This is a genomic window from Halobellus inordinatus (assembly GCF_024498335.1).
Lineage (GTDB): Archaea > Halobacteriota > Halobacteria > Halobacteriales > Haloferacaceae > Haloquadratum > Haloquadratum inordinatus.
The window spans coordinates 2,262,299-2,281,510 of the sequence record NZ_CP101825.1 but is presented as its reverse complement, the minus strand read 5'-3'; the positions used below and the strand labels follow the sequence as shown (position 1 = coordinate 2,281,510).

General features: G+C 66.5%; 21 protein-coding genes and 1 tRNA gene. 18 read left to right on the top strand and 4 right to left on the bottom strand.

Going from position 1 to position 19,212, the window contains the following annotated elements:
• The 16 genes from NO362_RS11555 (at position 1) to NO362_RS11480 (ending at position 11,651) form a co-directional block, all read left to right on the top strand.
• Complete coding sequence (locus tag NO362_RS11555; RefSeq protein WP_121559362.1) at positions 1-396, top strand: 30S ribosomal protein S11; 396 nt, start codon at positions 1-3, stop codon at positions 394-396.
• Between the two features lie 10 nt (positions 397-406).
• A complete protein-coding gene (locus NO362_RS11550; RefSeq protein ID WP_256545368.1) occupies positions 407-1,189 on the top strand; it encodes a DNA-directed RNA polymerase subunit D in 783 nt (260 codons plus the stop codon).
• A gap of 164 nt (positions 1,190-1,353) precedes the next feature.
• Positions 1,354-1,438: transfer RNA gene (locus tag NO362_RS11545), tRNA-Leu, on the top strand.
• A 32-nt stretch (positions 1,439-1,470) separates the two neighbouring features.
• Complete coding sequence (locus tag NO362_RS11540; protein WP_121569325.1) at positions 1,471-1,821, top strand: 50S ribosomal protein L18e; 351 nt, start codon at positions 1,471-1,473, stop codon at positions 1,819-1,821.
• Positions 1,818-2,255 (top strand): 50S ribosomal protein L13, encoded by a 438-nt coding sequence (locus NO362_RS11535; protein WP_256545367.1) that lies wholly within the window; start codon positions 1,818-1,820, stop codon positions 2,253-2,255. The genes NO362_RS11540 and NO362_RS11535 overlap by 4 nt, the downstream gene beginning before the upstream one ends.
• Positions 2,249-2,647: a 30S ribosomal protein S9 gene (locus NO362_RS11530; protein ID WP_121569323.1), complete on the top strand. Its 399-nt coding sequence runs from the start codon at positions 2,249-2,251 to the stop codon at positions 2,645-2,647. The genes NO362_RS11535 and NO362_RS11530 overlap by 7 nt, the downstream gene beginning before the upstream one ends.
• Positions 2,648-2,659: 12 nt before the next feature.
• Positions 2,660-2,854 carry a DNA-directed RNA polymerase subunit N gene (locus NO362_RS11525; RefSeq protein ID WP_256289615.1) on the top strand — a complete coding sequence of 65 codons (195 nt, stop codon included), beginning with the start codon at positions 2,660-2,662 and terminating at the stop codon, positions 2,852-2,854.
• Positions 2,851-3,033, top strand: coding sequence for a DNA-directed RNA polymerase subunit K (locus NO362_RS11520; RefSeq protein WP_121559356.1), 183 nt, complete (start codon positions 2,851-2,853; stop codon positions 3,031-3,033). Before NO362_RS11525 ends, NO362_RS11520 begins: the two co-directional genes overlap by 4 nt.
• Before the next feature lies 1 nt (position 3,034).
• Positions 3,035-4,240 carry a phosphopyruvate hydratase gene (eno, locus tag NO362_RS11515; RefSeq protein WP_256545366.1) on the top strand — a complete coding sequence of 402 codons (1,206 nt, stop codon included), beginning with the start codon at positions 3,035-3,037 and terminating at the stop codon, positions 4,238-4,240.
• Positions 4,237-5,052: a 30S ribosomal protein S2 gene (gene rpsB, locus NO362_RS11510; protein ID WP_256545365.1), complete on the top strand. Its 816-nt coding sequence runs from the start codon at positions 4,237-4,239 to the stop codon at positions 5,050-5,052. Before eno ends, rpsB begins: the two co-directional genes overlap by 4 nt.
• Positions 5,053-5,170: 118 nt before the next feature.
• A complete protein-coding gene (locus NO362_RS11505) occupies positions 5,171-6,325 on the top strand; it encodes an MBL fold metallo-hydrolase (protein ID WP_256545364.1) in 1,155 nt (384 codons plus the stop codon).
• Between the two features lie 70 nt (positions 6,326-6,395).
• Complete coding sequence (locus tag NO362_RS11500; protein ID WP_256289612.1) at positions 6,396-7,388, top strand: zinc-dependent metalloprotease; 993 nt, start codon at positions 6,396-6,398, stop codon at positions 7,386-7,388.
• Between the two features lie 62 nt (positions 7,389-7,450).
• Positions 7,451-8,008: a hypothetical protein gene (locus NO362_RS11495; protein WP_256289611.1), complete on the top strand. Its 558-nt coding sequence runs from the start codon at positions 7,451-7,453 to the stop codon at positions 8,006-8,008.
• A 98-nt stretch (positions 8,009-8,106) separates the two neighbouring features.
• Positions 8,107-8,328, top strand: coding sequence for a DUF8527 family protein (locus NO362_RS11490; protein ID WP_439331152.1), 222 nt, complete (start codon positions 8,107-8,109; stop codon positions 8,326-8,328).
• A 99-nt stretch (positions 8,329-8,427) separates the two neighbouring features.
• Positions 8,428-11,124 carry an AAA domain-containing protein gene (locus NO362_RS11485; RefSeq protein WP_256545362.1) on the top strand — a complete coding sequence of 899 codons (2,697 nt, stop codon included), beginning with the start codon at positions 8,428-8,430 and terminating at the stop codon, positions 11,122-11,124.
• Between the two features lie 134 nt (positions 11,125-11,258).
• Complete coding sequence (locus NO362_RS11480; protein WP_256545361.1) at positions 11,259-11,651, top strand: tautomerase family protein; 393 nt, start codon at positions 11,259-11,261, stop codon at positions 11,649-11,651.
• Positions 11,652-11,685: 34 nt separating this feature from the next.
• On the opposite strand, the gene NO362_RS11475 is transcribed toward NO362_RS11480, so the two are convergent.
• The 3 genes from NO362_RS11475 to NO362_RS11465 all read right to left on the bottom strand — a co-directional run bounded on the left by NO362_RS11475 (position 11,686) and on the right by NO362_RS11465 (position 16,592).
• Positions 11,686-13,311 (bottom strand): SLC13 family permease, encoded by a 1,626-nt coding sequence (locus NO362_RS11475; RefSeq protein WP_256545360.1) that lies wholly within the window; start codon positions 13,309-13,311, stop codon positions 11,686-11,688.
• A gap of 98 nt (positions 13,312-13,409) precedes the next feature.
• Entirely contained in the window at positions 13,410-13,655 is a 246-nt protein-coding gene (locus NO362_RS11470) for a DUF8599 family protein (protein WP_256545359.1), read from the bottom strand.
• A 78-nt stretch (positions 13,656-13,733) separates the two neighbouring features.
• Positions 13,734-16,592, bottom strand: coding sequence for an ATP-dependent helicase (locus NO362_RS11465; RefSeq protein ID WP_256545358.1), 2,859 nt, complete (start codon positions 16,590-16,592; stop codon positions 13,734-13,736).
• A 254-nt stretch (positions 16,593-16,846) separates the two neighbouring features.
• Between NO362_RS11465 and NO362_RS11460 the strand changes: the two genes are divergently transcribed.
• Complete coding sequence (locus tag NO362_RS11460; protein ID WP_256545357.1) at positions 16,847-17,617, top strand: MBL fold metallo-hydrolase; 771 nt, start codon at positions 16,847-16,849, stop codon at positions 17,615-17,617.
• Positions 17,618-17,759: 142 nt separating this feature from the next.
• The gene (locus NO362_RS11455; protein WP_256545356.1) at positions 17,760-18,380 is read left to right on the top strand and encodes a hypothetical protein; all 621 of its coding nucleotides are present in this window, start codon (positions 17,760-17,762) and stop codon (positions 18,378-18,380) included.
• Positions 18,381-18,389: 9 nt separating this feature from the next.
• Here NO362_RS11455 and NO362_RS11450 read toward each other — a convergent pair whose 3' ends face one another.
• Positions 18,390-19,130: a response regulator gene (locus tag NO362_RS11450; RefSeq protein WP_256545355.1), complete on the bottom strand. Its 741-nt coding sequence runs from the start codon at positions 19,128-19,130 to the stop codon at positions 18,390-18,392.
• Between the last annotated feature and the right edge of the window lie 82 nt (positions 19,131-19,212).

The following is a 19,212-nucleotide window of genomic DNA, read 5'->3' as shown; positions in this document are numbered from 1 at the left end:
ATGAGCGAATCCGAGACAACCCGAGACAAGTGGGGTATCGCCCACGTCCACGCGTCGTTCAACAACACGCTCATCACGGTGACGGATCTGACCGGCGCCGAGACGATCGTGAAGTCGTCCGGCGGTGCCGTGGTGAAGCAGAACCGCGACGAGGCGTCGCCGTACGCCGCGATGCAGATGGCGGAGTCCGTCGCAGAAGAGATCAAAGCAGCCGGCATCGAGGGCCTGCACGTTCGCGTCCGTGGCCCGGGCGGGAACGGCAACAAGAGCCCCGGCCCCGGCGCGCAGGCGACGATCCGCGCGCTGGCCCGTGCTGGTCTCGAAATCGGCCGCATCGAGGACGTCACACCGATCCCGCACGACGGGACTCGAGCGCCGAAAAACAGCCGTCTCTAAGGATTAACAGATGACGAACGATTTCGAGGTCGAGTTCATCGAACGCGGCGACCGGAAGGCCCGGTTCCTCGTCCGCGGCGTGTCGCCAGCCGTCGCTAACGGCATCCGCCGAGCGATGGTCGCCGACGTGCCGACGTTCAGCATCGACACCGTCCGGTTCGTCGAGAACTCGTCGGTGATGTTCGACGAGATGATCGGCCTCCGACTGGGGCTCGTGCCGCTGACGACGCCCCTCGACGACTTCGAGGAGGGTGACGTCGTCACCCTCTCGCTGGACGTTCAGGGACCGGCGACGGCGTACTCGGGCGACCTCGTGTCGGCCGACGACCTCGTGCAGCCGGCCGACCAGAACGTCCCCATCGTCGAGCTGAAAGAGGACCAACACCTCGAATTCGAGGCCGACGCGGTCCTCGACAGCGGGAAGGCGCACGCCAAACACCAAGGCGGCGTCTCCGTCGGCTACCGACACCTCCAGCGCGTGGAGGCCGTCGGCGACGCCGGCGAGTTCGAGTCGCAGGAGCCCAACATCCTGCGGGGCGTGATCGAGGAGGCGGCCGCGGAACACGCCGCAGACGAGAGCGCCGAAGACGGCGATCTCGTCGCCACCGACACGTTCGACAACGACCTCACGAACCGGTATCCGGGGAAGGAGATCGAAGTCCACGACGTGCCCGAGGCGTTCGTCTTCCACGTGGAGACGGACGGGTCGTTCACCGTCGAGGAACTGGTCCTGCGGGCCGCCGAATCGCTCGGCGACCGCGCAGCCGAACTCGAAGAGAAGGTAGCGATATAGTACGATGTCTGTCCCTTCACTCATCACCCGACGCTCGCCCGCCGCGTCGCCGAATCCGGCGACGCGTACCCTGAGCGCCGCGAACGGCGCGGTCGCACGCGGTCGCGGACGGCGTCGCCAGATCGAAAGGAGTTTGAAGGGGCATGCAGTAGAACGGAGTGCGAGCAGGGATAGCCAAGTCTGGCCAACGGCGCAGCGTTCAGGGCGCTGTCCCATAGGGGTCCGCAGGTTCAAATCCTGCTCCCTGCACTCCGTTTTCTCTCACTCTCAGGAGGTAGACAATGAGTAAGACGAATCCGAGACTCAACAGTCTCATCGCCGAGCTGAAGGCGGTCTCTCGCGAGTCCGGTGCCAATGTCTGGCAGGACGTCGCGGACCGTCTGGAGAAGCCGCGGCGCACCCACGCGGAGGTCAACCTCGGGCGTATCGAACGATACGCGCGAGAAGACGAGACCGTCGTCGTCCCCGGCAAAGTGCTGGGGAGTGGTGCGCTGCAGAAGAACGTTACAGTTGCGGCGGTCGACTTCTCGTCGTCCGCTCGAAAGAAGATCGAACAGGTCGGGGACACGGTGGCGCTCGAACGCATCATCGAAGAGAACCCCGACGGCAGCAACGTACGGGTGATTCGATGAGCCTCGCCGAATTCGACGCCGACGTCGTCGTCGACGCGCGAAACTGCATCGTCGGCCGTGTCGCCAGCGAGGTCGCTCAGAAGGCCCTCTCCGGCGAGTCGGTCGCCATCGTCAACGCCGAGGACGCCGTCATCACGGGGTCCGAGGACGACGTGATGAGCACCTACCGCAAGCGCGCCAACGTCGGTTCCGACCGCGGCCCGCACTACCCGACGCGCCCGGACGGTATGTTCAAGCGCTCGGTTCGCGGGATGCTCCCGTACAAAGAACAGCGAGGCCGAGAAGCGCTCTCGAACGTCCGCGTCTACGTGGGCAACCCGTTCGACGAGGACGGCGAGGCGCTCGACGGCACCACGCTGGATCGACTCTCGAACATCAAGTTCCTCTCGCTCGGAGAGATTTCCGAGAACCTGGGTGCGAAAGTCACATGGTAACGAATACCTCTGGCAAGAAGAAGACGGCCATCGCCCGCGCAACCGTGCGCGACGGCGAGGGTCGCGTCCGAATCGACTCCCAGCCGGTCGAGCTCGTCGAGCCGGAGATGGCCCGCCTGAAGATGCTGGAGCCGTTCCGCATCGCCGGCGAGGATCTCCGATCGCAGGTCGACATCGACGTCAGCGTCTCCGGCGGCGGCTTCGCCGGGCAGGCTGACGCCGCGCGGACGGCCATCGCCCGCGGGCTAGTGCAGCATCTCAACGACGCGGAGCTTCGCGACGCGTACATGGACTTCGACCGCTCGCTCCTCGTCAACGACGTGCGCCAGTCCGAGCCCAAGAAGTGGGGCGGACCGGGTGCACGAGCGCGCTATCAGAAGTCCTACCGCTGAGGTGATCCAACTATGATGATACCCGTCCGGTGTTTCACCTGCGGCAACGTCGTCGGCGAACACTGGGACGAGTTCAAGGAGCGTGCCCGCGAGGGCGACGAGGATCCGGCGAAGGTCCTCGACGACCTCGGGGTAGAACGACACTGCTGTCGGCGGATGATGGTCTCGCACAAAGACCTCGTCGACGTCGTCGCACCCTACCAATGAGCGGACGCACCCAGTACAACCGATACGAGAAGGCCCGCATCCTCGGCGCGCGAGCGCTGCAGGTGTCCTACGGCGCACCGGTACTCGTCGACACCGACCAGTCCGAACCGATCCTGGTCGCCGCCGAAGAGTACGACGCCGGCGTGCTGCCGTTCACGGTAAACCGCGAGGGCAACTGAAATGACGCTCATCACGAGTATTGCGCTCCGGCGCGTTCTCGACTCCCGCGGCAACCCGACGGTCGAGGCGGACGTGCTGACCGAATCCGGCGGGTTCGGCCGTGCAGCGGCCCCAAGCGGGGCGAGCACGGGCGAGTACGAGGCGATCGAACTGGAGCCCGCAGAGGCCATCGCGGCGGCGCGAGAACACGCGATCCCGCGTCTCGTCGGGACGGTCCACGCCGGCAACCAGCGCGACGTCGACGCCGCACTCCACGCCGCAGACGGCACGGAGAACTTCTCGCAGATCGGTGCCAACAGCGCCGTCGCCATCTCGATGGCGGCCGCGAAGGCTGGCGCCGACGTGCTCGGTGCTCCGCTGTACCAGCATCTGGGTGGGACGTTCCGCGGTGCGTCGTTCCCGACGCCGCTCGGCAACGTCGTCGGCGGCGGCGAGCACGCCAAGGAAGCGACGTACATCCAGGAGTTCCTCGCCGCGCCGGTCGGCGCGCCGAGCATCTCCGAGGCCGTCTTCGCGAACGCCGCCGTGCACGCGCGCATCTCCGAGATCCTCGACGACCGCGGGGTTCCCGCGGCGAAGGGCGACGAGGGCGCGTGGGCACCGGCGATCTCGGACGCCGAGGCGTTCGAGGTCGTCGATCAGGCCGTCTCCGAGACGGCAGACGAACTCGGCTTCGAGATCAAGTTCGGCCTGGATATGGCCGCCGCTGAACTCTACGACGCCGACGAGGATAGCTACGTCTACGGTGACGACGTCAAATCGACCGCCGAACAGGTCGACTACGTCGCCGAGATGGTCGAGGAGTACGACCTCGTCTACGTCGAGGACCCCCTCGACGAGGACGACTACGAGGGCTTCGCAGACCTCACCGAACGCGTCGGCGACCAGACGCTCATCTGCGGCGACGACCTCTTCGTGACGAACGTCGAGCGCCTGCAGGCGGGTATCGACGCCGACGCCGCCAACTCGATCCTCATCAAGCCGAACCAGATCGGATCGCTGTCGGACGCCTTCGACGCGATCGAACTGGCGACCGAGAACGGGTACGAGACGGTCGTCTCCCACCGCTCGGGCGAGACCGAGGACACGACGATCGCACACCTCGCCGTCGCCACCGACGCCGGCTTCATCAAGACCGGCACGGTGCAGGGCGAGCGAACTGCCAAACTCAACGAACTCATCCGCATCGCGGACGACGCAGTATGACAGAGAACGACAACGACGCGGTCGAAGTCGTCGACGACGAGACGGACGCGGACGAAGCCGCAGACGACGTCGAGACGACCGAGGCCGACGCCGAGACGGCCGAAACGGTCGCCGAGGCTGCCGAAGACGAGGTCGCCGACGAGAGCGCGGCCGACGAGGCTGCCGAGGCCGAAGCACCCGAAGAAGAGGACGCGGCACCCACGTTCGACGAGGACGTGATGCCCGACGAGGAGGCCGACCTCCTCATCCCCGTCGAGGACTACCTCTCCGCGGGGGTCCACATCGGGACCCAACAGAAGACCGAGGATATGGAGCGGTTCATCCACCGCGTCCGCGACGACGGGCTGTACGTCTTAGACGTCAGCCGGACCGACTCGCGGATTCGGACGGCCGCAGACTTCCTCGCGAACTACGACGCCGAGCAGATCCTGGTCACGAGTTCGCGCCAGTACGGCCGCTTCCCGGCGACGAAGTTCGCCGACGCGGTCGGCGCGCGCGCCCGGACCGGCCGATTCATCCCGGGGACGCTGACGAACCCCGACTACGACGGCTACATCGAACCGGACGTCCTCGTCGTCACCGACCCGATCGGCGACGCCCAGGCCGTCAAGGAGGCCATCACGGTCGGCATCCCGGTCATCGCAATGTGTGACTCGAACAACCAGACGAGCAACGTCGACCTCGTCGTGCCGACGAACAACAAGGGTCGACGCGCGCTGTCGGTCGTCTACTGGCTGCTGGCCAACGAGACGCTCGACCGCCGTGGAAGCGACACCGTCTACGCCCTCGAAGACTTCGAGGCCGAGATCTAACGCGGCTTTCCGACGCTCGATCGCCTTTTCTCGTCGCACGGCTGACGACAGATAGCGGCCGCGCCGCCGAGCTCGCACCGTGGCAATAGTTATTCGTGTGACACGCATACACACACGTATGCCGACGCTACTTCACCAGCTCACCGTCGAAGACCTCGCGGCGGCGATCGACGCCGGTGACGATCTCACCATCGTCGACACGCGCCAACCCGAGAGTTTCGAGGCGTGGCACGTCCCGGACGCGGTGAACGTCCCGTATCATCCGATCGATGGGCTCGGCGACGGTCTCGACTGGGACGACGTCGACGCGATCGCCGGCAGCGGTCCGGTCGCCGTGATCTGCGCGAGGGGGCTCACCTCGACGTCGTTCGGGTTCGAACTGTCGGACCGCGGTCACGACGACGTCTCCGTCGTCAAGGGTGGGATGGAGGACTGGAGCAAACTCTACGACGTCGTCGACGTCGACACGGACAGCGACCTGTTCCTCGCGCAGGTACAACGGCGTGCGAAGGGCTGTCTCGGCTACGTCGTCGGCGACCACGACGCGGGTGAGGCGATCGTCGTCGACGCCACCCGCCAGGATCACGAGTTCGAACTCGTCGCGGCCGACGCGGGGCTGACGATCACGGGCGTCGTGGACACGCACGTCCACGCGGATCACATCTCCGGAGGGCGCGCGCTCGCCGAGCGGCTCTCGGTCCCCTATTACCTGAGCGCGGCGGCGACCGAGCGCGACGTGGCCTACGAGTACGAGCCGATCGCGGACGGCGACACCCTCGCCGTCGGCGACGTCGACGCGGATATCATCGCCGCACCGGGCCACACGACCGAACAGATGAACCTCGTCGTCGACGAGCAGTATCTCCTCTCGGCTGACGCGCTGTTCGTCGAATCCGTGGGGCGGACGGAGTTGGAGTTCGGCGAGGGCGGCGCGGCGCACGGCGCGGAACTCCTCTACGAGACGTTACACGAGACGTACGCACCGCTCTCGGACGACGTCGTCGTCCTCCCCGGCCACGTCTCCGTCGACGCCGAGGGGCGCTTCGGGGTCGGCCGGCCGGGCGAACTCGTCGCGGCGACACTCGGCGAACTCCGCGAGGGACTGGAACTCTTCCGACTCGAGAAGTCGGCGTTCGTCGATCGCGTCACCGACCGAACGACCGAGAAGCCGCCGAACTACGAGACCGTCATCGACGTGAATCGCGGGCGGCGCGACCTCGACGAAGACGAAGCGACCGGGGTCGAACTCGGCCCCAACAACTGCGCCGTGTAGTGGCTCCCACGACCCGGAGACCTGCCCGTCCGTGAACAAGGGTTTTGCGGGCTGGCCCCCACGAGTGTGTATGGACCTCTATCGGAGCGTTCGGGCGATCGCGGGCGCGTCCGGCGGCGGTAGCGATCGAACGATCGACTGGGCGGCGGTCGCGACGGCTGCGAAGGGGGCTGCCGACGCGGGTGATCTCGACTTGACGCCCGCGGACCGCGAAGGCTACGCGGCAGACGTCCGCGACGCCCGCGAGCGACTGCGAGCGGTCGGTGGCCTCACCTTCGACGTGCCCGACTCGATCGAAGTCCAGAATCGCCACCACTGGATCGACGCGAACGTCTCGACGTTCAGCCGAGTGATGCACCCCCTCGAATCGGACGTTCGCGTCGCCTTCCCGAACGCGACGCGCGTGATAAACACCGGGTCGATGTCGTTCGTGCTCGCGTTCCTCGCCTCCCACGTCCTCGGACAGTACGATCCGCTCCTCTTGGCCGACCGCGATGGACACGGGCGTGACGACGCCGGAAACGGCGACCACGGCCTCTACTTCGTCCACCCGAACATCGTCGCGGCCGCCGCGGAACTCGACGTCGACTACCCCCGTTTCCGCCGCTGGATCGCCTTCCACGAAGTCGCTCACGCCGCGGAGTTCGGTGCCGCCCCGTGGCTGTCGGAGTATCTCGAATCTCGGATGGAAGACGGCTTAGAGACGCTCGCCAGCGGCGGTCTCGACAGCGAAGCGTTCCACGACCTCAACGTCGCGATGACCGCCGTCGAGGGCTACGCGGAGATGCTGATGGACCGCGCGTTCGACGCCGAGTACGAGGACTTGCGCGCGAAACTCGACGCGCGGCGTCGCGGTGGCGGTCCGCTGGCACGGCTGGCCCGTCGGCTACTCGGTCTCGGGCTGAAGCGCCGACAGTACGAGCGCGGCGCGCGCTTCTTCGAGACGATCGCCGATCGTCGGAGCGTCGCGGCCGCCGCGGCCGTCTGGGAGCGTCCGCAGAACCTCCCGACTAACGCAGAGCTCGACAACCCGGCCGAGTGGCTGGCTCGCGTCGAGCCGTAGCACGGCGAGACCGCCCGGGAGCAACCGTCATACTCTTTCTGTCGGGGGCTGTACGGTCGCGTATGCGCGTCAGAGACTGGCAGGATATCCTCGCGGACGTGACCGACGCTGACGTCGACCCCGACGGGTGGCGGGCCGTCGCCGGCGATCGGCGCGGCGGACTCGGAGAGGATCTCTTTCTCGGCCACCCGGACGCCGGCGTGTACGCGCTGAAGACGTACACGAAGAATCCGACCGAACTCCGGGGCGTCGGGAGCCGCGTCGCCCGGCGGATCGACGACGACCTCGAACCCCTCCTTCCGAATCGAAAGCGCGACGAGGGCGGTCGCTTCGCCGTCCAGTCGCCGCCCGAGGACGAAGACCACGCCAAGTCGATGGCGAAGCACCTCGAAGAGACGGTCAAAGTCCACGCAGAGGCGCCGACGACGCCAGAGGACTTCTTCACGGATATGATGGACGCACTCGACAGCCCGGCGTTCGGCCCGATGGACTACGAGTTCGACGGCCGACCGGACCGCCTCGACGACCTCACAGACGAGTTCGCCGACGCCGACGAGTTGCTCTCGAACGATCTCGACGACCTCGTCGAGGAGGACGGCGTCGGCCGCGGGTTCCAGTGAGCCGTCTTCCCGCGGACCCACGCGCAGTCTGTGCATCTTCCGGTAGACGCCAGCCGATGGGAACTCAGATGGAGGGATCCTGAGTGGTCGGGCCAAGTATGACAGACGAGGAGCGCGACCTCGCGAGCCAGCGACTCAAGATCGGCTTTATCGCGCTCGTCGCGTTCTCGGGGGCACTCATCGCCATCCAGGCCGGCGGATCGCTCACACTCGTCGCCGCAGGTTTCGTTTCCGGTCTCGTGCTCGGAGCCGTCCTCCTGTGGTTCCTGATCCGCTGGTGGGCGGAGTTCCTCCCGGCGCCGGACCGCGGTCGGCGGTAAGGTCCAGTCGACAGCGAGAGCGGGGGATAGTGAGACCGGGCCGACGATGGAATCCGACCGACCGATAGCGTCTTACCGCCCGACCCGCAGGTAGGCTACGTGAAGCTGCGCGGCCGCATCGTCGACGTTGGCGACGAACGCGAGGTAGATACGACCTACGGAACGCGCTCGCTCGCGGAGGTGACGGTCCGTCCCGACGGCGACGCGCTCGGTGCTGCGCCGGTGCTGGATGAGACCGACGTGGACGCCGACGCGGCGACAGTCCAACTCACCCTCTGGGGCAAGTGGACGCACACCGTCGAGCACGCCGAGGCCGGGATGGAACTTCTCGCGACGGGGGTAGAGGAGTCGGAGTATCAGGGCGAGACGACCTACTCGACCACCGGGGAGTCCTACGTCGTCCTCGAACCGGGCTTCCTCGTCGACGTGACCGACGTGCGCTCGTGGGTGCAGTGCCCGCGGATGTACTATCTGAACAAGCTCTCGGGAATCCCGCTCAACTACCCGGTGGTCAAGGGGACGATCGTCCACGAGGTGTTCGGCGACCTGCTCCGGGACCGCGACCTCGACACGGCGATCGAGGACCGAGTCCACGAAGCCGGCCTGGAACTGGGACTGCTCGGTCACGACGCCGAGGAGGTCCGCGACGAGGTGCGTCGCAACGCGGCCGCGATCGAGGGGTGGCTCGCCCAGGGCACGCTCACCGAGGAGGACAAGTGGCGCTCTGAGTACACTCTCATCTCGCCGACGTTCGGGATCAAGGGCCGCACCGACGCGCTCCGCCGCGGGATGCCCGTCGAACTCAAGACCGGCAAGAACACGAAGCGAGAGCCGCGCTTCCACGACAAGATTCAGGCGGCCGCCTACGCGCTCGTCCTCTCCGAGCGCGGCGTGCCCGCCGATACGGGGACACTGCTCTACACCAAAAACACCGCCTTAGAGCGCAACGAGGAGACGGGTGACCTCTCGCCGGCCAAGGACTTCTCGATCGGCACCGGCCTCCTGCAGTTCGTCGTCCGGACGCGAAACGAGATAGCCGCGATGGAGTACGACGCCGACGTCCCGACCGGCTACGAGGCCGACGCGAAGTGCGAGTACTGCTTCGAGCGCGACACCTGTATGGTCGTCTCGGGACGCCTCGACCAGGAGTCGAAGGCCGGCCAGGTCGGCAACGCGGTCCCCACGGAGGAACGGGAGTACTTCGATCGGTTCTACGAGGCCATCGAGGCCGAGCGCCGGGAGGTCCACGCCGAATACCGGAAGCTCTGGGAGCAGTCCGCCGACGAGCGAGCCGACGACGACCGAGCGCTGATCGACCTCGAACCCGCGGGGCGAACGGAACTCGACGACGGCCGGTGGGAACTCCGCGCGAGAAAGCCCGGCGACGCCGTCTCGAAACTCCGCGCCGGCGACGTCGCGCTCGCGAGCGACGGCGACCCCGTCGACGGACACGCCGAGCTCTGTCGGATCCGCGAGTTGGGCGAGGAGGTCGTGATCACCGCAGACGAACCGCTCGACGTCCGTCGACTCGACGTCTATCCCTCCGAGATCGGCGTCGACCGGATGCTCACCGCGCTCCACGATTTCATTCTGAAGGGCGACCCCGACCGAAAGGACGCCGTGTTCGGCCGTCGCGACCCGGCGTTCGCCGACCGAGCGGCCGAGACGTACGTCGACAACAACGACGCACAGAACCGCGCGGTGCGGCTGGCGGTCAACGCTGAAGACTTCGCGCTCGTCCACGGCCCGCCGGGGACGGGCAAGACCTACACGATCGCACAGATCGTCCGCGCGCTGGTCGACCGCGGCGACAGGGTGTTGCTGTCTGCGTTCACGAACCGCGCGGTCGACAACGCGCTCGAAGCGGTGCGCGACCAGGGCGTCGCGGACGTCGTCCGCGTCGGGACCGAGAACGGCGTCCGCGAGGATATGATGGACGTGCGGCTCGAACGCGGCGGAGAGCCCAACGAGCGCGCCGCGGCGCTCCGCGAGGCGCCGGTCGTCGCCGCCACGACGGCCACCTGCGGTTCGCGCGTGATGCGCGAGCAGTCCTTCGACGTCGCGCTCGTCGACGAGGCCTCGCAGTTGACCGAGCCCGGAACGCTCGCGGCGGTCTCGCTGGCCGACCGGTTCGTCCTCGTCGGCGACCACGAGCAGCTCCCACCGGTCGTCCAGGCCGAAAACGACCTCCAGACGTCGCTGTTCGAGCGGCTGATCGAGTCCCATCCAGACGCCTCGGTTTTGCTCGATCGCCAGTATCGGATGTCCCAGCGCATCCAGGCGTTCTCCTCGACGGAGTTCTACGACGGCGCGCTCCGCCCGGCGAACGGTGCCGTCGCGGCCCAGCGCCTCTCGGATCTCGGCATCGACGAGGCGTCGCTGCCAGCGGCACTCCGAGATCCCGTCGCCTTCGTCGATCCCGACGGCGAGCGCGTCGGCAACACGAACCCCGTGGAGGCGGATCGGGTGGCCGAGATCGTCGACGCGTACGTCGCCGCCGGCGTCGATCCCGACGACATCGGCGTCATTGCCCCGTTCCGCGCGCAGGTCGCCGAGGTCGCCCGCCGCACGGACGTGACTGTCGACACGGTCGACCGCTTTCAGGGCTCCTCGAAGGAAGTCATCGTGGTGTCGTTCGTCGCCACCGGCGCGCTCGACGGGCCCATCTTCGAGGACTTCCGCCGCACCAACGTCGCGCTCACGCGGGCGAAGAAGGCGCTCGCGCTCGTCGGCGACGCCGAGGCCCTCTCCTCGAACGCGTTCTACGAGCGACTCCTCCAGTGGGCCCGGCGCTGAGCGCGACGGGAAGCAGAGCCAGACGTTCGCGACTCACGTTGCGGTGCTGCGTGCTCCCGTGCGCTGGGATCGCCAGTCCACGAGGTCGTCGCACTGTCCAATAGTATAATCCGACTCCTCGCGTAGGCGTGGGCGTGCCACTGCTACAGTTCGATACGACGGTGTCCGCGACCGACGCGGAGAAAGAAGCGTTCACCGACGCGGTGACGGAACTCTACGCCGACGAGATGGCGACGACGACGGGTCACGTCGCCGTGGTGATCCGCGAGCATCCTGATGCGAACCTCTCGCTCGGCCGCGCGGTCGATGGGCCGTGTTGCTTCTTGAGTGCTGACATCCGCGAGGGTCGATCCTTCGAACGCCGTCGTTCGTTCGCGCTCGCGGTGATGGGTCTGATAGCGGACACGTGGTCGGTCCCCGAGGAGAATCTGAAGGTATCCTTCACCGAGCACGAAGGCGAGGATCTGATGGGCGTCGACCGCGTCGGCGGCGAGTGGTCGGCCGACGAAGAATCGAATCAGGCGTAGGACGCGGACGCGGGTTCGACGCTGCTTTTCGCGCTCACCAGAGCACGACTGGCCAGACGAACCGGAACAGAAGCCAGATCAGCCCGGTGAGGACGGCCGTCATCACGAGGTTCAGGATGACGCCCGCTTTCATCATATGCCGCTGTTCGATGTAGCCTGAACCGAAGACGATGGCGTTCGGCGGCGTCGCGACCGGGAGCGCGAACGCGAAACTCGCGGCGACCGCGCCCGACACGGCGAGGAACACCGCGGCCGACACCTCGGCGAGACCGAGCGTAGCGGCGAAGACGCTCCCGATACTGATGAGGATCGGGATGATGATCGTCGCCGTCGCCGTGTTCGAGGTCATCTCCGTGAGGAAGATGACGAGCAGGACGACCACGCCGACCACGACGACGATCGGCGCGCCCGTCAGCGAACTGAAGACGGTGTCTGCGATCCAGTTAGTCGCGCCCGTCGCGGCCAGCGCGTCGGCGAGTGCGATCCCGCCACCGAACAGGAGGATCGTCCCCCAGTCGATGTCGACCAGTTCGTCCCACTCCATCGTGTCTGCAAGCACGAGCGCCGGAATCGCCGCCAGCCCGACCATCACGTAGTAGAGGATGCCCTGGTGGCCTTCGACGCCGAAGACGGTCATCCCGCCGCCGCCGAAGATCGTCGTCGCCCAGACCGAGGGCAGGAACGGGCCGACGAGATCGCCCAGGCCGCCGAGCACCCACAGCCCCGCCGTCGCGGTGAAGATGTACGCGACGCGCTTGCCGCGCGTACTGAGTGCACCCTCCTCTTCGAGGTATTTCGCCGCCTCCTCGCGCGCGGACTCGACGTTCGAGACTTCCGGCGGGTAGATTTGGTACGTCAGAATGTACCACACGAGCGGAAGCGTGACGAAGACGATCGGCAGGCCGATCAGCAGCCACTGTGCGAACCCGATCTCGTATCCCAGAATCTCGTTGAGCTGGGCGGCCAAAATAGCGTTCGGAGGCGTCCCGATGAGCGTGCCGACCCCGCCGACGCTGGCGGCGTAAGCGGTGCCGAGCAGCATCGAGATCTGGAGGTTGGTGAACGAATCTGCCACTCCGACAGTCCCGGTGCTTCCGTCGGTGGCGACGTCGGCGTCGATGTCGGCGCTGGGGTCGGCAGCCGCGGCAGCGACGTCCTCGCGGCCCAGGACCTGCGTGAGAACCCCGAGCGCGATCGGCGTCATCATCGCCGTCGTCGCCGTGTTCGAGACCCACATCGAGAGGAAGGCAGTCGCGAGCATCACGGCCGCGACGAGGCGCCGCGGCGACGAGCCCATCTTCGACATCATCCACAGCGCGATGCGCCGGTCGATGTCGTACTTCTGCAGCGCGTTCGCCAGCATGAATCCCGCGATGAACAGGAAGATGAGGTGATCGGCGAACCCGACGAGCGCGGTGTCGAGGTCGTCGTACACGCCTAGCGCCGTCAGGACGAACGGAATCGACACCGCCGTCACCGCCAGCGGGAGCGTTCCGGTCACCCACAGGAAACCGGCGAAGAACATCGTCGCCACCGCGTACTGCCCCCTTATCGAGAGCCCTTCCGGCGAGGGCGCGGCCGCAATCACGGCCGTGCCGAGGATCGCGACCGCGAACAGTATCAGTCGCTTCTGTGTTTGCGAGTTACCCAGCTGTATCATTGATACGCGGCTCTAGCGAAACTGAATCATTAATATTTTCGAAAGCGACGAGCGAGCGATTACCCCGTCTCGGCCGCGTGTACTGCCCCCGTGTCCGATCAAAAGTGCGTCGCGACCGCCTCGATCTGATCGTCGTCGAGTTCGACCGCATAGAGGTCGAAAAGCTCCTGCTTACGAGGTTGAGAGAGCGCTCGCGTTCCTGATTCGAGCATCGAGACGTGCGCCTGGAGGATGTCGTCGACTTCCTGTTCCACCGTCCGCTGTTCGTAGCCTGCGGCGACGCGGAGGAGTCGCCAGGCCTGCGGCGAGAGGTCGGCTACGTCGACGGACGGCGTAGTGGCCATCGTCGATAGTTGTCGGTCGAACCGCCTAAACAGTCACGAACGACTGCAACGACTCCCGTTCACAGCGGGTCTGCCAGTTCAGTCGGGGCTGGAGGGCTCTCCACCGTCCGATGCGCGCGCCACGTTCCCGTCGATTTCTTCGAGGACTCGCGCGTGGAACTCCTGTAACGCCGCACTCTCGTCTTCGGCGAGGACGACGTCGCTCGCCAGCAGCGTCGCGAGACCGAACGCGCGAGGAGTCGGCGAGTCGACCTGCGTCGTGACCACGTCGACGTCGCCCGCGCGGACCGCGTTCAGCACGTCTTCTATCGCGGCGACGTTCAGTTTGTCCTCGATTAGCTCCCGATACGTCTCGTCTATCACCGCGAAGTCGTCGAGGTCGTCGGCGAAAGAGAGCAGCATCTCAGCGGAGACCTGCTGTTCGGCCGCGGACTTCTCGTAGCCCTTGTAGCGCTTCAGAATCATCAGCGCGCGGGTGGCGTCGATGCGGAAGTAGCGCTTCAGTAAGTCCGTGCCGTCGAGCGACGCGCGGAGTTCCGAACGGACCGCCTCGGGGTCGAGGTCGCGCAGGATCGCGCCGACGTCCACCTTCCGATTCAGCGGCATCGACAGCGAGAAGCCGTTGTCGGCGACGGCGATCTGGACGTTCGCGTTCGAGCGGCGGGCACACTGGGCGGCGACGAGTCGCGAGAGGCCGTCGTTGAACCGCCGGCCGTACGTCGAGTGGACGTAGAAGTGCCGCCGGTAGGTCTCGCGGTCGAGTTCCTCCTCGACGACGAGACGCTCGTCGGTGGCGACGCTCTTTGCCCCGGCGTAGCGGCGCTGCTCGTCGAAGAGGCGCGCGATGGCGCGGACGGCGTTCTCGTCGACCGGGAAGCCCCGGAGCCACTCCCGGGCGGCGGGCCGTCCGCCGGCGGAGAGGCGATCGAGCAGGTCCCGCTGGAAGGCGGCGATCTCCCGACCGAGATCGTACGAGAGCGGGAGGCGTTCGGAGAACCACGAAGGGACCGTCGCGCGTGCGTTCGTCCGATCGACGTACACCTTCGAGCCGCGGCGGTAGCGATAGGCGAACCGATCGCCGCCGAGGACGAACACGTCGCCTTTCTCCAACGTATCGAGGTAGTTCTCGTCGAGCGTGCCGACCCACTCCTCGCTCTGTCTGGTCAAGACTTCGCAGGTGAACGAGTCCGGGATCGTTCCGATGTTGGTCATATAGATGACGCGCGCCATCCGCCCGCGCTTGCCGAGGAGGTGCTCGCCCACGTCGAACTCCTCGTAGTGGTGCTCGCCCGACGGCGGGTCGTTGGTGTCGCGCCAGACCTTCGCGTAGACGTTCTTGTCTTCGAGTCCCTCGTAGTCCGCGGTCAGATAGCGAAGCAACTGCTCCCAGTCCGCCTCGGCGTAGTTTCGATAGGGATACGCTCTGCGGAGGGTCGCTAGGACTTCCTGCTCGGGCCGGACGGCGTTGATCGCCATCCCGTAGACGTGCTGAGCGGCGACGTCCTGGGCCTTCTCGGGGACGAACACCCGATCGACGAATCCGTCTTCGGCCTTCTGCAGCATCACCGCGCACTCGACGAGTTCGTCGCGGTCGAGTGCGATCACGCGCCCCTCGACAGTCTCGCCGAGGCTGTGGCCCGCGCGGCCGACCCGCTGGAGCAGCGAGGCGACGGACTTCGGCGAGCCGACCTGTACGACCAAATCGAGGTGTGGCATATCGATCCCGAGTTCGAGGCTCGTCGAGGTGGTCACGACGTCGAGTGAGCCGTCTTTCAGCCCTTCCTCGACCGCCTGGCGACGCTCTTTCGAGAGACTGCCGTGGTGACAGCCCGAGTTGGCGTCGTCGTAGCCATCGTAACGCTCCCGGAGGTTTTCGAGGACGCGCTCTGCGCCCGAACGGGTGTTCGTGAACACCAGGGTGTTCCGATGCGAGCGGATCAGTTCGTCGAGGCGGTCGTAGAACCCCGATTGAACGTCCGAACGCGGCGTGTGGATCAGGTCGTCGGTCGGACACTCCAACTGGAGGTCGAAGTCGCGGACGAACCGCGTGTCGACGATCTCGTGTTCGCGGGGGTCGCCGTCGGCGTCGCGGCCGACGAGGAACTCCGCCATCGTCGACAACGGTTCGACCGTCGCCGAACAGCCGATGCGAGTCGGCGACGTCTCGACTAGATTTTCGAGGCGCTCTAAGGAGACCGAAAGATGCGTCCCGCGCTTGTTCTCCGCGAGGCTGTGAATCTCGTCGACGACGACGTACTCGACGGATCGGAGCTTCTCGCGGAACTTCGGCGCGTTGAGCAGGATCGCGAGCGTCTCCGGCGTCGTGTTGAGGATGTGTGGGGTCTCATCCAGCATCCGCTGCCGTGCCGCGGAGTCGGTGTCGCCGTGACGGATCGCGTGCCGCACTTCGACGTCAGTCCCGCGCTCGTCCATCCGATCGCGGATTCCCTCCAGCGGAACGGTCAGATTGCGGTGGATGTCGTTCGCGAGTGACTTCAGCGGCGAGATATAGAGGCAGTAGACGGCGTTGTCGAGGCCGTCCTCGCGCTCGCGTCCCCGCCGGAACAGATCGTTCAGGATCGCCGTGAACGACGCGAGCGTCTTGCCCGATCCGGTCGGCGCACAGACGAGCGCGTTCGTCCCCGCGTCGACCAGCGGGATCGCCTCGCGCTGTGGTGGCGTGAAGAACCCGCCGTTCTGTTGGACGTAGCGGCCGAACTGATCGACCCACCACTCCCGTACTGCAGGTTCCAGCCGATCGAGGACGTCGCTGTCGGCGATGTCGACGGAGTCGGGATCGAAATCGTAGGGGTCGGCGCTCCCCAGATCTCCGTCGTCTGCGGCGCCGTTGCCCGCCCCGCTGTCGGCGTTCCCTGCGCCGCCGCTCGCCGCGTCTGCAGCCGCCGATCGGAGCAGTTCACGCCCGCTCTGTACCATCGTCCGTAGGTTGGGGCCCAGGAGTAAGTGGGTTCTGCCCGAACCGGGTGGTAGAACCCCGACCGGGACTCGACGTGGGTTTATAACCGATCACGGGCCCAGCGACCCCGTGACGTAGGAACTGTCCCGCGTCGGGCAGCGGTCGTTCGGCACGTCGACGCGGGAGTTCACCCTCTGTGCCGACTGTTTGCCACCGGAAGTTCGAGACGGACCCGTCCCGAACGACTATCCGGTCGCCCGTCGTAGCCCCGGCGATGCGTCTCACCTTCCTCGGAACCGGAAGCGCGATGCCCGTCCCCGACCGGGTGCAGACGGGGCTCCTCCTCGAATCAGGTGACCGCTCGCTGCTCGTCGACTGCGGGAGCGGCGTCCTCCACCGACTCGCGGGCACGGACGTAGGGTACGAAGGCGTCTCGTCGGTGCTTCTCACCCACCACCACCTCGATCACGTCGCGGACCTCCTCCCGCTGTTGAAGGCGCGCTGGCTGGCGGGAGAGGAGTACCTCGAAGTCGTCGGTCCCGCGGGGACGAAATCGCTCGTCGACGGCCTCCTCGACGTTCACGACTACCTCCAGGATCGGGTCGATCTGAGCGTCCGTGAGGTCGGGCCGACCGAGTTCTCGGTCGCCGGCTTCGACGTCTCGGCGACGGAGATGGTGCACTCGCTGGACTGCCTCGCGTATCGGTTCTCGGCGAGCGACGGCGAGAGCGACAGATCGTCCGGCGTATCGAGAGACGTCGTCTTCTCCGGCGACGGCGAGGCGGCGTCTAGCCTCGCGAACTTCGCCGACGGCGCGGCCGTTCTCGCTCACGACTGTTCGTTCCCGGACGACGTGGACGTCTCGAATCACCCGACGCCGTCGCAACTCGGCGAGGTGCTGGCGGGCCACGACATCGGCCGCGTGTACCTGACCCACCTCTATCCACACACCGAAGGCCGCCACGAGGAGATGCTGGCCTCGATCGAGTCACAGTACGACGGCGACGTGCGCTTCGCTCGCGACGGGCTACGCGTCGAGGTGTGATACTGTCGGACGGAAGTTCGTGAACTATGTTGGCACCCACGGGGTGCCGATACGCTTCACATTGTTCTGTCCGACAGTATGAGCACCGGCCGTCACCGCACCACGCAGAAGACCTTTTGCGTGGCTCCGGCGACGGACTCGTATGCGTCGCCGCCAGGCCCTCGCTGCGCTCGGGACGCTCTCTGTCGGTTCGATCGCCGGCTGTCTCGATCGTTCGTCGTTCCCGTTCGGTTCCGAAGGGAATCCTCACCCGCGTCGCGTTTCTATCGCCCATATCGGTACACTCCCGGACGACGTCGCCTTCGCGATCGACGCCGAACTGCCGACGCCGACCGTCACCGATCGACATCCGGCGACGCTCGTTCTCACCGCCCGAAATCTCGGCGCGAAACGCGCACTCAGCGTCGGCGTCGACGGTTGCCGTCCGTTCAACCGATCTCGCGGCCGAAGCGAGAACGGCGGGCTGTGGCTCTACGGCGCTCGCGACGAACCGGAACCGCGCGTCGATGGTCGCTGGGAGTACGATCCCGACGGTCCGATCGGCTACCCCGCCTACGGCTGTGCGCGGCGCGTCTGGGCGGCCGGCGAGTCGCAGACGTACGTCTACTCGGTCTGGGACGACCCCGTAACCGAGGGCTACTACGAGCCAGGAACGTACCGCTGGACGCACTCGGTGTCGACAGCGCCTCCGGAGTCCGAGATGGACGCGGAGCCGACTGTCCAGGCGACGTGGGGGCTAGAACTCCGCGTCCAAGAGGCGTAGTGCGGTTCCTCAGCCGCCTGTGTTGAGTTGGGAGTCGTCGAGTTCCGAGACGGCGATCAGAAGTCGTCCGTCGTCGAGTGCAGTCACAATCTTCGACTCGGTGAACGTGCTCCCGTCCGAGCGAAGACCGCGACTGCGGCCGCTCCACCCGCCGCCACGGCGGACCACCGGCAGGACGTGGGTGCGGATGTGTTCGACCTCCTCGTCGGGGTGCAGTTCCGTCCAGTGCTTGCCCTCGACGTCGTCGGAATCGTAGCCGTAGAACGACGCGTAGGTGTCGTCGGCCTCCTCGAAGTGTTCGTCCGTCCCGACGACCCCGACGCCGTCGAGTTCGGTCTGGGCCTCCGGGTCGAACTGTCCCCCGCCCTCGACGGCGTGTTCGACGCGCCGGATCAACATCGTGTACTGGTCGGTGCCCATCCCTTTCTGAAGGTAGTCCGTGAGGCCCGCTCGCACGACCTCTGCGGCGACGTCGTTCGTCTCCTCGCCGGAGAACAGGAGTAGCGGGAGTTCGGGACGACTCTCGCGAACGGATTCGAGGAACGTGATCCCGTTCATCTCGGGCATATTGTAGTCGCTGATCACGCAGTCGACGTCCGAATCGGCCGACCGAATCCGATCGAGTGCGGCCGTCGGCGACGTCTCCGTCGAGACACTGCAGTCGACGTCAGTCGAGTCGCCTTCGAGATAGGTCTTCACCAGCGCGACCAGATCTGGGTCGTCGTCGACGTAGAGAATCGAGAGGAGCACGGCTGGAAGTCACGTACGTTAGAGGGGTCAGAGAAAAAAATGGATTTCGGCCGAACGGGTCGCCGGTGGGGTTCGACGTTTC